Below are 15,048 nucleotides of genomic sequence, written 5' to 3'. Positions count from 1 at the left end.
GCGCGGCAAGCGATTCAGAAAATACTGCGGTGATGTCCAATGATTGCCCCTGTAAAATTAACCTGCCCTTAACGCGGATAGGCAATTCTGGAAATCAGAGGCGGAAGAAAGACGAGGCTAATTTGCCAATCAGTGCCAGGAAGGGGGGAAGTACAATGTGAGGAACACGCATGATCGGTTGATAAGGTTCGTTTAACCTGCGCTTTGCGGCTGTGTGGTGTTGTTGGGCTGGGCGTTGTTTGGGGCGCTAAGGCCATTGATCAGTTCTTCAACCATGACCGAGATCAGTTCGGACCGGCTGGAGACGCCGGCTTTGCGGTAGATCGAGGCAGATTGCGCCTTGATCGTGCCGTCGCGGGTGTGCCGCAAGGCGGCGATGTCTGCAACGGACAGGCCTTTGATCAAAAACAGCGCGACATCGCTTTCGGCCGCTGTCAGGCCCCAGCGGCGGAAATGCTCGTTTATCACCTCTTGAAACGCGCCAGAGGCTACGCCGAGTTCGCGTTCAACCTTAGTATTGCGGTGCAGCAGGTTGCGATATTCGCGCAGGGTAAGGGTTGCGCCAATCGCCAGGCCAATCACCGCAACAGCCTCAAACAAAGCATGGAAGTTGAGATCGTGCAAATCCATGCTAACATCGACGACGAAAATCAGGCAGCAGATGATTTGCAAAGCTGCGGCGCATAAGAACAACATGCGTCGGACTGACAGTTGGTCGAAGTTAGAGGTGTCTGGTCGGGTCATCAACAGGCTTTCTGCCGGTAATCATTGCTTTAACGAGGTTTTCAGAATGGCGGTAACTGGCAAGAATGACACCGCCCAAATGCAAGCCCACGAGGATAACCAACGCGTCAACAAGGGTCTTATGCGTGGTTTCCACCCATGTTTGGCCAAAATAGCGATTCATTCCCATCATATAGCCCGTCGCGCCAATCGCCGCGAGTGTCATTAACAACGCGACAATCATCGCAGCACCGGCGGGGTTATGCCCAAGGTAGCGCTTTTCCTTGGCTGTCAGAATGGCGGCGATATAGGTTATCAGGCGCTTTGGGCCGGGAATGAAACTGGCAAAGCGGGCGTGATGCGGCCCGATCAGCCCCCAGACCAGCCGAAACACCAGCAATCCGATCACGACATAGCCGAGGCTGCGGTGAAGCTGGCGGAAGTCGCCGGTAAAATAGGCCCCTACGACCATGGTCACCAAAGACCAGTGAAAGAGGCGCACCCCGAGATCCCAAACAGGGATGGTTTTGCCAGAGTTGGCTGTGCTTGTCGTCTGCATGATACGCCTCCTGCTGGTTTGGGTTACTGGTTGATACGGTCGAGTTCTTCGCCGGTATTCGGGTCGTAGAACACTTCCATATTGGTGTCGTTCAATGAGCCGTAGATTTCATAGCAAGCACCGTCATTGATTTTGAAGGCGATGACTTTGCCGCCTTCGTCTTCAAACGCCTTGAGCGATTCCCAAACCGGTTTGGGCGCATCGGGCATGGTGCAGGCGGGTTCGGCCAGAACGGGGGCTGCGAGTGTGGACAGAAGGGCGGTGAGGAGAAGCTTTTTCATCATGTTATCCTGTTGTTATGCACCCAACCCGATGTCGGGGCTGCAGTGGTGCTAACGAAAACAAGACAGGTCTGGCCATTGCGCGATGGGTTATGCGCGGGCTTTAGGCCGAAAGTTTATGGCGGTTTTACGCCGAACCGGCGGCGCCTATTCCGCGCAGGATAATGGATTTGATCGCGGCCTTGGCGGTGTGCCAATCCGCATCTGACAAGGGTTGGCCTGCGTTCAGCGTTTCAATCTGATGGCCGAAATCGGCGTAGTGTTGGGTGGTGGCCCAGACCATATAGAGCAGATGGCGCGGGTCGATCGGGGCGATCTGGCCTGTGTCGATCCAGTTCCGGATAACTTTGATGCGGCCGTCGGTCCAATCACGCAGGGTTGATTCGAGATAGTCCTGAATCACCGGCGCGCCGTGCATCACCTCGGTCGCCCAAACCTTGGAGCCGTCAGGGTGGCGGCGCGATATTTCCATTTTGGCGTCGATATAAGCGCCGATAGCGGTCGCCGCATCGGGGGCGGTATCAAAGCTGTCGGCAGCGTGGAGCCAGATTTCAAAGATATCCTGAACCACGCGGCGATAGAGGTCTTCTTTGGTGGTGAAATAGTAATGGAGGTTGGCCTTTGGCAAGCCGGCCGCATCGGCGATCAACTGCATTGTTGCACCTTTGAAACCGGCATTGGCGAATACTTTTTCCGCCGCAGAAAGGATCAGCCGCTCAATTTCCTGACGGGTCTCGGTGCGTTTTGAAGGACGGGGGGCGTGGGCCATGCTTGGGGTGCTGAATTTTCTTGACCGATTGGTCAGGTTGTGTTGCGCTATGGGGAAAGCATAGGGCGGCGGGGAGACTCGCGGCAAGGGGTATCGCGCCCCGACAGCCAGCAGGGAGATTGAAATGGCGGCACCGGGTGAAAATCTGAGGATTAATGAGGCGCGGCTGTGGGACAGTTTGATGGAGATGGCGAAAATCGGGCCGGGTGTGGCGGGGGGGAATAACCGCCAGACCTTGACCGATGATGATGCCAAAGGGCGCGCGCTGTTTGCCGAGTGGTGCAAGGCGGCGGGCATGACGATGGGCGTTGACACGATGGGCACGATGTTTGCCACGCGTGCGGGTGAGGATGCCGATGCGCTGCCGGTTTATATGGGCAGCCATTTGGACACGCAGCCGACGGGTGGCAAATATGACGGGGTTTTGGGCGTTTTGGGCGCGCTAGAGGTGGTGCGCAGCATGAACGATGCGGGGATCAAGACCAAGCATCCGATCGTCGTGACCAACTGGACCAATGAGGAAGGTACGCGCTTTGCCCCTGCGATGCTGGCGAGCGGCGTGTTTGCGGGGATGCACACCCAAGACTGGGCCTATGCGCGCCGCGATGCCGAGGGCAAGGCCTTTGGCGATGAGTTGGCGCGGATTGGTTGGGTTGGCGATGAGGCCGTGGGCAGCCGCAAGATGCATGCGATGATCGAGTTGCATATCGAGCAGGGGCCAATTCTCGAGGCTGAGGGGCGCGATGTCGGGGTTGTGACCCATGGGCAGGGGCTGTGGTGGTTGCAGATTACGCTTACGGGTAAGGATGCGCATACCGGCTCTACCCCGATGAATATGCGAGTGAATGCCGGATTGGGCATGGCGCGGATTACCGAAGCCGTGCACCGGATCGCGATGAGCCATCAGCCCGGCGCGGTGGGCGCGGTGGGGCATGCGAATGTTTACCCCAACAGCCGCAACGTTATTCCGGGCAAGGCAGTGTTTACGGTGGATATTCGATCACCCGATCAAGGCAAGCTGGATGCGATGAAGGCCGAAGTTGAACGGGCGGCGCGGGCTGTGGCGCTGGAGCTGGGGCTGGGGATCGAGATTGAGGATGTCGGGCATTTTGACCCTGTGACTTTTGATGCGGGTTTGGTGGACGTGGTCCGCGCCTCGGCCGAGCGTTTGGGCTATAGCCATATGGATATTATTTCCGGCGCGGGGCATGATGCGTGTTGGATTAACCGCGTGGCGCCGACGGTGATGATTATGTGCCCATGTGTCGATGGTTTGAGCCATAATGAGGCTGAGGAGATAAGCCCGGAGTGGGCAGCGGCGGGGACAGATGTGATGTTCCACACGGTTCTGGAAGTGGCCGGCGTGGTCGCGTGAGGCTGGCCGCCGGGGGAGGCTGTCTGCCTCCCCCGGACCCCCTCGGAGGATATTTTTGGATAGATGATGGGGGCGCGGGCCCTTGCAGGGAGATGGCGAGATGAGCACGGTTATCAAGAATGGCACAGTTGTGACGCATGATCTGACCTATAAGGCGGATGTGTTGATCGAGGGCGGCAAGATCGCAGCGATCGGGCCGGGTTTGTCAGGCGATGAGGTTTTGGATGCGACGGGCTGTTATGTGATGCCCGGCGGAATTGACCCGCATACGCATTTGGAAATGCCGTTCATGGGGACTTATTCGTCGGATGATTTCGAGAGCGGCACGCGGGCGGCGCTGGCGGGTGGTACGACAATGGTGATTGATTTTGCCCTACCGGCACCGGGGCAGGGTTTGCTGGATGCGCTGGATATGTGGCACAACAAGTCGGGCCGCGCGAATTGCGACTATTCTTACCATATGGCGATTACGTGGTGGGGTGAGAAGGTTTTTGATGACATGGCGAAAGTCGTGGATAAGGGGATTACCAGCTTCAAGCATTTCCTCGCCTATAAGGGCGCGTTGATGGTGAATGATGACGAGCTGTATTCCAGTTTCCAGCGTGTGCGCGATTTAGGGGCGCTTGCCATGGTGCATGCCGAGAATGGCGATGTGGTGGCGGAATTGTCGGCGAAGTTGTTGGCGGAGGGGAACACGGGGCCAGAAGCGCATGCCTATAGTCGCCCGCCGCAGGTCGAGGGTGAGGCCACCAACCGTGCGATTATGATTGCTGATATGGCGGGGGCGCCGCTCTATGTGGTGCACACGTCTTGTGAGGATAGTCATGAGGCCATTCGCCGAGCGCGTCAGGCGGGCAAGCGGGTGTGGGGCGAGCCGTTGATCCAGCATTTGACGCTGGACGAATCCGAGTATTTCAACCCCGACTGGGACCACGCGGCGCGGCGTGTGATGTCGCCCCCATTCCGCAACAAGGCGCATCAGGATAGTTTGTGGGCGGGGCTTTCGGCGGGGTCGCTTTCGGTTGTGGCGACCGATCATTGTGCCTTTACCACTGCGCAGAAGCGTTTTGGCGTTGGGGATTTTACCAAGATACCGAACGGCACGGGCGGGCTTGAGGACCGGATGCCGATGCTGTGGACCTATGGGGTGAACACGGGCCGGATTACGATGAACGAGTTTGTGGCCGTTACCTCGACCAATGTTGCCAAGATTTTCGGGATGTATCCGAAGAAGGGCGCTGTGGCAGTTGGGGCAGATGCCGATCTGGTGGTATGGGACCCGTTGAAGGAAAAAGTGATTGGCGCGGATACGCAGCAATCATCCATTGATTACAATGTGTTTGAGGGCAAAGCAGTGAAAGGCTTGCCGCGGTTTACGCTGACGCGCGGCCATGTGGCTGTGCATGATGGCGAGATCCGCACACAGGAAGGCCATGGGGAATTTGTTGCGCGTGAGCCGAACGGGGCGGTGAACCGGGCCTTGAGCACTTGGAAAGAGTTGACAGCGCCGCGGCCGGTGCAGCGTTCGGGCATTCCGGCGAGCGGGGTTTGATGGGACTGGGCGAGCAAGGTTGAGGGATTTGTGTAGAGAGAAGAGCAGTTTATGCCGGATACGGTGATTGAAGCAAAAGGCGTCGGGCTGACGTTTCAGACGGGTGACGGGCCGGTGCACGCACTAAAGGGCGTGGATTTGGTGATTGAGAAAGGGGATTTTGTCTCTTTTATCGGGCCGTCGGGCTGCGGCAAGACCACGTTTTTGCGCTGTATGGCGGCGCTGGAAACCCCGACCGAGGGTAGCCTGACCGTGAACGGGATGAGCGCCGAGGCGGCAAGGCAGGCGCGGGCCTATGGCTATGTGTTTCAGGCGGCGGGGCTTTACCCTTGGCGGACGATCGGCGGGAATATCCGTTTGCCGTTGGAGATTATGGGGTTTTCCAAACAAGAGCAGGCCGAGCGGGTGGAGCGGGTTCTGGAACTGGTGGACCTGAAGGGATTTGGCAAGAAGTACCCGTGGCAGTTATCGGGGGGGATGCAGCAGCGGGCAAGCATTGCGCGGGCGCTGGCCTTTGATGCCGATATTTTGCTGATGGATGAGCCTTTTGGCGCGCTGGATGAAATTGTACGCGACCATCTGAATGAGCAGTTGCTGGCGCTATGGGCGCGGACAGAGAAGACGATAGCGTTTGTGACGCATTCGATCCCTGAGGCGGTATATCTGAGCACCAAGATCGTGGTGATGAGCCCGCGGCCCGGGCGGATTGCGGATGTGATCGAGAGCCCTTTGCCGCGCGAGCGTCCGCTGGATATTCGTGACAGCCCCGAGTTTATTGCAGTCGCGCATCGGGTGCGCGATGGTTTGCGGGCGGGGCATTCCTATGATGATTGATCTATTGACTGCGCTTGCGGGGGACATTCTGTCCCCCCTTGGCGTGACCGCCAATTCCCCCCTTGAGGATATTTGTGCCGAACAGAAAGCGGGGGGAGCATGAAGTCCTTTGCGCCGGTTTTGGTGGTGGTTGGGGTGATTGTGGCGCTTTGGTATGCTGCGGCTGTCGGGATGAATGCGCAGTGGGAGCGGGACCAAGCGGCGCGGGCGGGATCTGAGATTGGTTGGGCGGAGATTGTGCCGAAAGCGATGCACCAAGAGCGGCCGGTTTTGCCTGCGCCGCATCAGGTGGTGGCGGAGTTTTGGAAGCTGACTTGGGGCGAGGAAGTTGCGGGGCGGCGCGGGATTGTGCAGTCGGGAAGCCTGTCGAACCGTGGGCTGGTACTGCATGCTTGGGTCACTTTGTCAGCGACGATGTTGGGGTTTGTGATTGGTTCGGGCTTTGGGATTTTGCTGGCGGTGGGGATTGTGCATAACCGCGCGATGGATGCGTCTGTGATGCCTTGGGCGATTGCCAGCCAGACCATTCCGATTGTGGCGATTGCGCCGATGATCATTGTGGTTTTGAACTCGGTCGGGGTGGCAGGCTTGGTGCCTAAGGCAATTATTGCAGCGTATTTGAGCTTTTTCCCGGTGGTTGTGGGCATGGTGAAAGGGTTGCGCAGCCCTGACGGGATGCAGTTGGATTTGTTGCGGACCTATAATGCCAGTGCGGCGCAGGGCTTGTGGAAGCTGCGGTTGCCGGCCTCGATGCCGTATTTGTTTGCGTCGCTTAAAGTGGGGGTTGCGGCGTCTTTTGTCGGGACGATTGTGGCCGAGCTGCCTTTGGGTGGGGCCGGTTTGGGGACGCGGCTGTTGGCCGGATCTTATTACGGGCAGACGATACAGATTTGGGCGACGCTGGTGGTGGCGTCATTGCTGGCTGCGGGCATGGTAGGGGTTGTGGGCCTAGTGCAATCGCGGGTGCTGGCGCGGATGGGGATGGCGGCATGAGCGGATCGGCGGATGTGACGCGGCGTTGGACGGATTGGCTGTTCGGGTTGGACGCGCTGTTGATGCTGACCGGCGGTGTTGTGGCACTGTTGGCCTGGGATGTGCGGGTATCGATTTTGCTGGGGGTCTGGTTGGGGGCTTGGGTCTTGAACCATGGTTTGTCGCTGATTGGCGGCCGTTGGGCGATGCGGCTGGTGCCGGTGATTTTTGGGCTGACGGTGTTGGCCTTGTGGCAGCTGGTGGTGGATATGTTTGCTGTGCCTTCGGTGATTTTGCCGGGGCCGTTGGCGATAGCCGCGCGGTTTGGTAGCAGTCTTGATGTGCTTTGGGCCGATTTTGTGCAGACCTTCGTGAAAGGCGCGTTAAGCGGCTATGTGATGGGTTGTAGCGCTGCGGTTCTGACGGCGATTGCGGTAGACCGGTCACTGTTTTTGCAGCGCGGGTTGTTGCCGGTGGGCAATTTCATTGCCGCGTTGCCGATTGTCGGAATTGCGCCGATTTTGGTGATGTGGTTCGGGTTTGACTGGCAATCCAAGGCGGCGGTGGTCGTGGTGATGGTTTTTTTCCCGATGCTGGTAAACACCGTCGCGGGGCTGCGGGCGACAGATGCGATGCAGCGCGATTTGATGGCGACATATTCGGCAAGCTATTGGCAAGGCCTGTTCAAGCTGCGTCTGCCAGCGGCGATGCCATTCATGTTTAACGGGCTTAAAATTGCGACCACTTTGGCGATGATTGGCGCGATTGTTGCTGAATTTTTCGGCAGTCCGACGCAAGGCATGGGGTTTCGCATCAGTACCGAGGTCGGGAGGCTTGGCCTTGATATGGTTTGGTCCGAGATTGCGGTGGCAGCCGTGGCGGGATCGGCGTTTTACGGTGTCGTGGCGATGATAGAAAAAGGGGTGACGTTCTGGCACCCTTCACAGAGAGGCCGGTAATCGGCCCAACATGGGAGACGGATGATGAAAAAGATTCTGACAGGGGCTTTGGCGGCGTTTGCTTTGGCGGGGGCAGCGCAAGCCGAAGATGACGTGACCTTGCAATTGAAATGGGTCACGCAGGCGCAGTTTGCGGGCTATTATGTGGCGCTGGAAAAGGGCTATTACAAGGATGAGGGCCTGAACGTGACTATCAAGCCAGGTGGGCCGGATGTGGCGCCGGTGCAGGTATTGATGGGCGGTGGCGCGGATGTGATGGTGGATTGGATGCCATCGGCGCTGGCCGCACGTGAGCAAGGCGCGCCGGTGGTGAACATTGCACAGCCGTTTAAACACTCGGGCATGATGCTGACCTGTTTGAAGGAAACCGGCATCAAGACGCCTGAAGATTTCAAAGGCAAAACGCTGGGCGTTTGGTTCTATGGCAACGAATATCCATTCCTGAGCTGGATGGGAACTTTGGGCATTCCGACAACCGGTGGCGCGGACGGGGTGGAGGTGTTGAAGCAGGGCTTCAACGTCGATCCGCTGTTGCAAAAGCAGGCAGCCTGTATTTCGACCATGACCTATAATGAATATTGGCAGGTCATCGATGCCGGCATTTCGGCCGATGATCTGGTGACGTTCAAATATGAAGATCAGGGTGTGGCGACGTTGGAAGACGGGCTTTACGCGCTTGAGGCCAATCTGGCCGACCCAGCCTTTGAGGATAAGATGGTGCGCTTTGTGCGGGCCAGCATGAAAGGTTGGAAATACGCCGAGGAGAACACTGACGAGGCGGCGATGATCGTGCTGGACAATGACGAGACCGGCGCGCAGACCGAGGGCCACCAAAAGCGGATGATGTCGGAGGTTGCCAAGCTGACCGCCGGATCGAATGGTGCGTTGGATTTGGCTGATTATGACCGCACGGTTGCGACGTTGTTGGCTGGTGGGTCGGACCCTGTGATTTCCAAAACGCCTGAGGGCGCCTATACGATGGCGATCACCGATAAAGCGTTGAAGTAAAGGCATATAACAAAACTGGATGGGGGCGTGCCTGTGATGGTGCGCCCCCTTTTTCTTTGGCCGCTGGTTTGGCGGAACCGTCCGGATATGGATATTTAGAGATAGATGATTTGGGTTTTACTGGAATTGTAAATTCTGACGATTGGTGTAAATTTTGTTGAATCGGGGGAGGTTGGGCGCATGCCGTTGACAGGACTAACAGGCAGCCGCGTGCGAGAGCGCCGACTTGCTGCGGGAATCGGGCAGGCCGATCTGGCACGCGCCGTTGGTATTTCGGCGTCATATCTGAATTTGATCGAACATAACCGGCGCAAGATTTCTGGTGCGCTTTTGGGCAAGCTTTCCAACGCTCTTGGGGTTGAGGCGTCTGTGCTGGCCGAAGGGGCCGAAGGGGCGGCGGCGCAGGATTTGCTGGCGGCGGGGAATGTGGGGCTGGCCTCAAAGCCGGAGATGGGCAAGATTGACGAATTGCTGGGGCGTTTTCCCGGTTGGGCCGATTTGCTGGCAGAGCAATACCGCAGGATCGGGCATTTGGAACGCATGGTCGTGGCGCTGAATGACCGGATAAGCCACGACCCGCATTTGTCGCAGGCGCTGCATGAGGTGCTTTCGGCGGTTAGTTCGGTGCGCTCTACTTCGGCCATTCTGGCGGAAACCGAGGATATCGAGCCGGAGTGGCGGGCGCGGTTTCATGCCAATTTGCATACAGATAGCGAGCGTCTGGCCGCGGGGGCCGAGGCCTTGGTGGCCTATCTGGACGGATCGGAGCAAGAGGCCGATATGGGCTTGGCAGCGCCGCAAGAGGAGCTGGAATCCTGGCTTGCCGCGCATGACTGGCATTTTGAGGCGTTGGAAGAAGGCGGCGGGGGGCCAGAGGCTTTGGCGGCAGAGCTGGCGGGGCTGGCCTCGGGGGGGGCGCGCGTTCTGGCACGGCAATGGGTGGCGCAGGCGGCCGAGGATGCCAGGCGCCTGCCATTGGCGGCATTTGAGGCGGCTTTGTTGGGAAGCGATGGCGACGACCCGTTGCGCCTTGCGCATGCATTTGGCTGTGATGTTTTGACGGTGTTTCGCAGGCTTGCGTTTCGAAAAGGGTCAAAGCTGGGCTTGGTGATGTGTGATGGTGCGGGCGGTTTGATCATGCGCAAACCCGTCGAGGGGTTTTCGCTGCCACGCCATGGGACGGCCTGCCCGCTATGGCCGCTTTATTCGGCACTGTCGCGGCCGTCACAGCCGATTTTAAACGTGGTTGAAATGCCGGGGCTTGCGCCGTGGCACTTTATGCTGCGGGCCTATTGCGCGGTGGATTATCCAAGCGGTTTCGCTGGGCCTGAAGTCCGTGATGCGGCGATGTTGATTGAAAAAATGGGCTCGGCCGAGGAGGTGCAGCGGGAGGCTGCGGTGCCGGTTGGCAGCACTTGCCGGATTTGCCCGCGCAAGGCCTGTGTCGCGCGGCGCGAGCCGTCGATCATTGCGGAGACGGCTTAATCGCGTTTTGACAGCGGCGCGTGAACCCGTAATACTTGTACCAAGGGCCAGGCGCGGCGAGGGGGGCGGTTGCGACATATGGGGCTACATGTACTGTTGATTGAGGATGAGCCAAATATCGCGGAGGCGATCCGCTTTATTCTGAGCCGTGACGGTTTTTCGGTAAGCACATATGGCGATGGTCAGGATGCGGTTGCCCAAGTGGTAAGCTTGCGCCCGGACATTCTGATTTTGGATGTGATGCTGCCGGGCCAAAGCGGCTATGACATTCTGGGGCAGTTGCGGCAACGTGCGGGATTTGCCGATCTGCCGGTGCTGATGCTGACGGCCAAGGGGCAGGGGCGTGACCGCGAAACGGCGGCGCGGGTGGGGGCGGATATGTTTATGACGAAGCCGTTTTCCAATGCCGAAATTCTGGCGGCCGTGCGCAGCCTTGGCCGCGGGCTTACATTGCGGGGGGCGGAATGAAGCGGCCGCTTTTTCTGGCACCGCAAACCTATCGGCAACGCCGTTTGCGTGATGCCGCGCGGATTTTGCCGGTTTTGGCGGCATTTTTGCTGATTTTGCCGATGCTTTGGGGGGATGAGGCGAGTGATATTCGCCAGACCGGCAGTGACGGAATTTACCTGTTTGTGGTTTGGTTTCTGTTGATTGTCTCTGCCGCCCTTTTGGCGCGGCGATTGTCGAGCGAGCCTGACGGTGTGGATGCAGCCAGCCCAAAGGACAAAAAGTAGATGCCGTTCAATCTGCTGGTCGTTGCAGCGCTTGCCTATGTGATTTCCCTGTTTTGTGTGGCCTTTGTCGTTGAGCGGCGGGCCGAGATCGGGGCGGCGGGGTGGTTGCGGTCGCCGCTGGTCTATACATTGTCGCTGTCGGTTTATTGCACGGCATGGACGTTTTATGGCGCCGTGGGCTATGCGGCGCGGTCGGGGTTGGAGTTTCTGACGATTTATCTGGGGCCGACGATTGTGTTTGTCGGTTGGTGGTGGGTGCTGCGCAAGCTGGTTCGGATCGGGCGGCAGCATCGCGTAACCTCGATCGCCGATTTGATTTCGAGTCGATATGGCAAATCTAACCTTTTGGGCGTCATTGTAACCGTGATGTGCGTGATGGCGGCGACGCCCTATATCGCGCTTCAATTACAATCGGTTACGCTGTCTTTCGGGGTTTTTGCCAGTGCGACGACAGATGGTTGGGCCAAGCCGAATGGCGATGTGACCTCTATCTGGGTGACGGCGGGTCTGGCCGTGTTTACCATTCTGTTCGGCACGCGAAATCTGGATGCGAATGAACAGCACACCGGGGTTGTGACGGCGATTGCTGTTGAAGCGGTGGTAAAGCTGGTCGCGCTGGTTGCTGTGGGGTGCTTTGTGGTTTGGGGCATTGCCGACGGCCCCCGCGATATTTTGGCACGGATTGATGCCAGCGAGATGGCGAACTGGCACATGAAGCCCTCGCGCTGGACGGGATTGATTTTTCTGTCGGCGGCGGCGGTGATTTGTTTGCCGCGGATGTTTCAGGTTCTTGTCGTGGAAAACAGTGATGAGCGGCATCTGGCCACGGCAAGCTGGGCTTTTCCGCTATATGTGATGATCATGAGCCTGTTTGTGGTGCCGATTGCGGTCGTCGGGTTGGAACTGATGCCCGAGGGTGCGAATCCGGATTTGTTTGTGCTGACACTGCCGCTGGCCCAAGGGCAGGGCGGGCTTGCGATGTTGGCGTTTCTGGGCGGGTTTTCCAGCGCGACATCGATGGTTATTGTGGCGTCAATCGCGCTGGCGACGATGGTTTCGAACCATATTGTTATGCCGTTCTGGCTGTCGCTGCGGCCGGCCAAGGCGGTTCCGGGGGATGTGCGGCGGTTAATCCTGTTGTCGCGGCGGCTGTCGATTGGGGCGATACTCGCGCTCGGCTATGCCTATTACAAGGTATCTGGCGGGTCGGAAGCACTGGCGTCGATTGGCCTGATTTCCTTCGTTGGGGTTGCGCAAATTCTGCCTGCCATGCTGGGCGGGTTGTTTTGGCGCGGGGCAACGCGGGTTGGCGCGGTTTTGGGCCTGTGTTTTGGCTTTGCCATTTGGGGCTATACGCTGTTTTTGCCCTCGTTCGGGGCCGAGGCTGCATTGTCGGCGCAAGTGATGACCGAGGGGCCGTTCGGAATTACGTGGTTGCGCCCGCAAGCCTTGTTTGGCGTGACAGGTATGGACCCGTTGATCCATGCGCTGTTTTGGTCGATCACATTGAATACATTGATATTCTGTGCAGGCTCTCTGGTCAGTTTTCCGTCGCCGGTTGAACGGGTGCAGGGGGCTGCCTTTGTGAATGCCTTTGATGCCGAACCGGGGGGCGGGCAGGGCTGGACCGCACAAGGCGAAGCGGGCGCCGAGGACTTGTTGGTGATGGCGCAGCGCATTTTGGGCGATGACGAAGCGCTTGGGTTCTTTGAGGCGCAAGCGGTAATGCAGGGGAAAGTGGGTTATTTGCCCGACCCTACGGCCGGGTTTATTGAACAATTGGAACGCAGGCTTGCAGGCGCTGTGGGGGCGGCTACCGCGCATGCGATGATCTCGCAAATTGTGGGGCGGACGGCGGTTTCGGTTGAGGATCTTATGGCCGTGGCGAATGAGGCGGCGCAGATCATGGAGTATTCGGCCAAACTGGAAGAACAGCAAGACGCGCTGACCCGCTCGGCGCGCCAGTTGCGCGATGCTAACGACAAGCTGACGCAATTATCGGTGCAGAAAGACGCGTTTCTAAGCCAGATCAGCCATGAATTACGCACTCCGATGACCTCGATCCGGGCGTTTTCCGAGATTTTGACCGAAGGGGATTTGCCGCCGGAACTGGTGACGAAATACGGGTTGGTGATTCATCAGGAAACCAAGCGCTTGACGCGGTTGCTGGACGATTTGTTGGATTTGAGCGTGTTGGAAAGCGGGACGGTGCAGCTTAATCTTGATCTGAGCAGCCTGCGCAGCATGATCGATGCGGCGCTGCAATCGGCCAGTCATACGCGGCCTGAGCGCAGCTTTGTGATTCATCGGGATTTGCCGGGCGAAGAGGTGTTTTTGCGCACCGACAGCGACCGGCTGACGCAGGTGTTTATTAACCTTATCTCAAACGCGCGGAAATATTGTGATTCTGATGCACCCGAGCTGCGCATTTCGGTGCGCCGCAAAGGGGGGCGCGTGACTGTCGATTTTATTGACAATGGCAGCGGGATTCCAAAGGATAAACAATCGCTTATATTTGAAAAATTCGCGCGTTTGACGGATCAGACCAAGGCCGGCGGGGCGGGGCTTGGGCTGGCGATTTGCCGAGAGGTTATGGCGAACTTGGGCGGTACGATTTCGTACTTGCCGGGGCAATGGGGCGGTGCTTTTCGCGTTACACTGCCGTTGCGATTGGAAAAGCCGAAAGCTTAGGCAATTGACGCCGAAAATGGCGATCTTTCGACGGAAAGCCGAAAGCGCGCCATGTGGTGGTTTCGGCTGGCTTATCGGCGGGTGGTGCGGGCGTTGCTGGCGCCTTGCACGGTGATCTGGCGAATTCTCTCAAGCTTGATATTCGACAGATAGGCCGCAACGATCACTTCGCGCGATTGGGGCGTCGAAGATGGTTTTGGCGTGATCGGGGGGAAGACGCGGAAATCATAGGTGATTTTGCCGTCTTCAATCGGACGTGCGACCAACTCTGCCTCCCAATACCCTTGGGTCGGGGGCAGGCCGGTGGCGCGTACAAGCACACCGCCGGGCATTCTTTCCAGCGTCAAATCGGTCACTTGCGCGACCAGGGCGCGTGTATCCGTTGCCTCTGCCGTGGGCGCGGAAACGGGTGCATCTTCGGACCCGCCGAACCAATTGAACGGGTTTAGACGCGACTTGCCAATAGACGAGCAGGCCCCAAGGGCCAGTGTTGCGCAAAGGGCTGTGACCAGCATTTTGTTCATTGCAGTTTTTCCCGTTCAATCTACGTCTCTTGGGTAGCCCATAGCGGAGCGTTTGAAAAGCACTTGCTGCTGTGATTTGTGCCAGATGCTGGACCTTGTGGCCCGAACGCGCTATCGCTGGGGCAAATTATGACCGGAGCAGACGTTATGGCGAGCGCCGCCTTTGAAGAAATTGCCGAAACCTTTGAGTTTCTGGAGGATTGGGAAGAGCGGTATCGCCATGTTATCGCCTTGGGCAAAGAGATGCCGCCTTTGGCTGACGCGTTCAAAGTGCCTGCGCTAAAGGTGAATGGCTGCGCTAGTCAGGTGTGGTTGCGCCCGATGATTGAGGGGCAGGGTGCGGCTGCGGTTTTCGGCTTTGAGGGCGAAAGCGATGCAATGATCGTGCGCGGGCTGATCGCGGTATTGCATGCGCTTTATGCGGGGGAAACTGTGACAGAAGTGCTGAAAATCGATGCCCCTGCCGAATTGGCGCGGCTGGGGCTGAATGAGCATTTGTCGTCGCAACGGTCAAACGGTGTGCGGGCGATGGTCGAGCGTATTCGTGAAACCGCCGCCGCCGAGATGGCGCGCGGCTAAGGG

General features: G+C 58.2%; 16 protein-coding genes. 11 read left to right on the top strand and 5 right to left on the bottom strand.

Annotation, left to right across the window (positions count from 1 at the left end; genetic code table 11):
• Positions 1-192 precede the first annotated feature (192 nt).
• The 4 genes from AKU79_RS06320 to AKU79_RS06305 all read right to left on the bottom strand — a co-directional run bounded on the left by AKU79_RS06320 (position 193) and on the right by AKU79_RS06305 (position 2,332).
• Positions 193-744, bottom strand: coding sequence for a helix-turn-helix transcriptional regulator (locus tag AKU79_RS06320; protein WP_231580107.1), 552 nt, complete (start codon positions 742-744; stop codon positions 193-195).
• Positions 722-1,282: a cytochrome b/b6 domain-containing protein gene (locus AKU79_RS06315; RefSeq protein ID WP_050522692.1), complete on the bottom strand. Its 561-nt coding sequence runs from the start codon at positions 1,280-1,282 to the stop codon at positions 722-724. Before AKU79_RS06315 ends, AKU79_RS06320 begins: the two co-directional genes overlap by 23 nt.
• A gap of 23 nt (positions 1,283-1,305) precedes the next feature.
• Positions 1,306-1,566: a PepSY domain-containing protein gene (locus AKU79_RS06310; RefSeq protein ID WP_231580106.1), complete on the bottom strand. Its 261-nt coding sequence runs from the start codon at positions 1,564-1,566 to the stop codon at positions 1,306-1,308.
• 124 nt (positions 1,567-1,690) lie between these two features.
• Entirely contained in the window at positions 1,691-2,332 is a 642-nt protein-coding gene (locus AKU79_RS06305) for a TetR/AcrR family transcriptional regulator (protein ID WP_050522691.1), read from the bottom strand.
• Positions 2,333-2,456: 124 nt separating this feature from the next.
• On the opposite strand from AKU79_RS06305, the gene AKU79_RS06300 reads away from it, so the two are divergent.
• The 10 genes from AKU79_RS06300 (at position 2,457) to AKU79_RS06255 (ending at position 13,942) form a co-directional block, all read left to right on the top strand.
• The gene (locus AKU79_RS06300; RefSeq protein WP_050522690.1) at positions 2,457-3,707 is read left to right on the top strand and encodes a Zn-dependent hydrolase; all 1,251 of its coding nucleotides are present in this window, start codon (positions 2,457-2,459) and stop codon (positions 3,705-3,707) included.
• A gap of 100 nt (positions 3,708-3,807) precedes the next feature.
• Positions 3,808-5,259: a dihydropyrimidinase gene (gene hydA, locus AKU79_RS06295; protein ID WP_050522689.1), complete on the top strand. Its 1,452-nt coding sequence runs from the start codon at positions 3,808-3,810 to the stop codon at positions 5,257-5,259.
• A gap of 51 nt (positions 5,260-5,310) precedes the next feature.
• Complete coding sequence (locus tag AKU79_RS06290) at positions 5,311-6,093, top strand: ABC transporter ATP-binding protein (RefSeq protein ID WP_050522688.1); 783 nt, start codon at positions 5,311-5,313, stop codon at positions 6,091-6,093.
• Positions 6,094-6,192: 99 nt separating this feature from the next.
• On the top strand, positions 6,193-7,086 hold the full coding sequence (locus AKU79_RS06285; RefSeq protein ID WP_050522687.1) for an ABC transporter permease: 894 nt from the start codon (positions 6,193-6,195) through the stop codon (positions 7,084-7,086).
• Between the two features lie 62 nt (positions 7,087-7,148).
• Positions 7,149-8,024: an ABC transporter permease gene (locus tag AKU79_RS06280; RefSeq protein ID WP_082223954.1), complete on the top strand. Its 876-nt coding sequence runs from the start codon at positions 7,149-7,151 to the stop codon at positions 8,022-8,024.
• A gap of 24 nt (positions 8,025-8,048) precedes the next feature.
• The gene (locus AKU79_RS06275) at positions 8,049-9,032 is read left to right on the top strand and encodes an ABC transporter substrate-binding protein (RefSeq protein ID WP_050522777.1); all 984 of its coding nucleotides are present in this window, start codon (positions 8,049-8,051) and stop codon (positions 9,030-9,032) included.
• A 180-nt stretch (positions 9,033-9,212) separates the two neighbouring features.
• Positions 9,213-10,517, top strand: coding sequence for a helix-turn-helix transcriptional regulator (locus tag AKU79_RS06270; RefSeq protein ID WP_050522686.1), 1,305 nt, complete (start codon positions 9,213-9,215; stop codon positions 10,515-10,517).
• Between the two features lie 78 nt (positions 10,518-10,595).
• Entirely contained in the window at positions 10,596-10,985 is a 390-nt protein-coding gene (locus tag AKU79_RS06265; RefSeq protein ID WP_050522685.1) for a response regulator transcription factor, read from the top strand.
• Positions 10,982-11,251 carry a hypothetical protein gene (locus AKU79_RS06260; protein WP_050522684.1) on the top strand — a complete coding sequence of 90 codons (270 nt, stop codon included), beginning with the start codon at positions 10,982-10,984 and terminating at the stop codon, positions 11,249-11,251. The genes AKU79_RS06265 and AKU79_RS06260 overlap by 4 nt, the downstream gene beginning before the upstream one ends.
• Positions 11,252-13,942 carry an ATP-binding protein gene (locus AKU79_RS06255; RefSeq protein WP_050522683.1) on the top strand — a complete coding sequence of 897 codons (2,691 nt, stop codon included), beginning with the start codon at positions 11,252-11,254 and terminating at the stop codon, positions 13,940-13,942.
• Between the two features lie 71 nt (positions 13,943-14,013).
• Here the strand turns inward: AKU79_RS06255 and AKU79_RS06250 are convergent, their stop codons facing one another.
• Complete coding sequence (locus tag AKU79_RS06250; protein WP_050522682.1) at positions 14,014-14,466, bottom strand: hypothetical protein; 453 nt, start codon at positions 14,464-14,466, stop codon at positions 14,014-14,016.
• Positions 14,467-14,613: 147 nt separating this feature from the next.
• Between AKU79_RS06250 and AKU79_RS06245 the strand changes: the two genes are divergently transcribed.
• On the top strand, positions 14,614-15,045 hold the full coding sequence (locus tag AKU79_RS06245; protein WP_050522681.1) for a SufE family protein: 432 nt from the start codon (positions 14,614-14,616) through the stop codon (positions 15,043-15,045).
• Positions 15,046-15,048: the final 3 nt, after the last annotated feature.

It is taken from the genome of Pseudorhodobacter wandonensis (assembly GCF_001202035.1).
Classification (GTDB): domain Bacteria; phylum Pseudomonadota; class Alphaproteobacteria; order Rhodobacterales; family Rhodobacteraceae; genus Pseudorhodobacter; species Pseudorhodobacter wandonensis.
The sequence above is the reverse complement of the archived record's forward strand: the minus strand, read 5'-3'. Positions and strand labels throughout refer to the sequence as shown.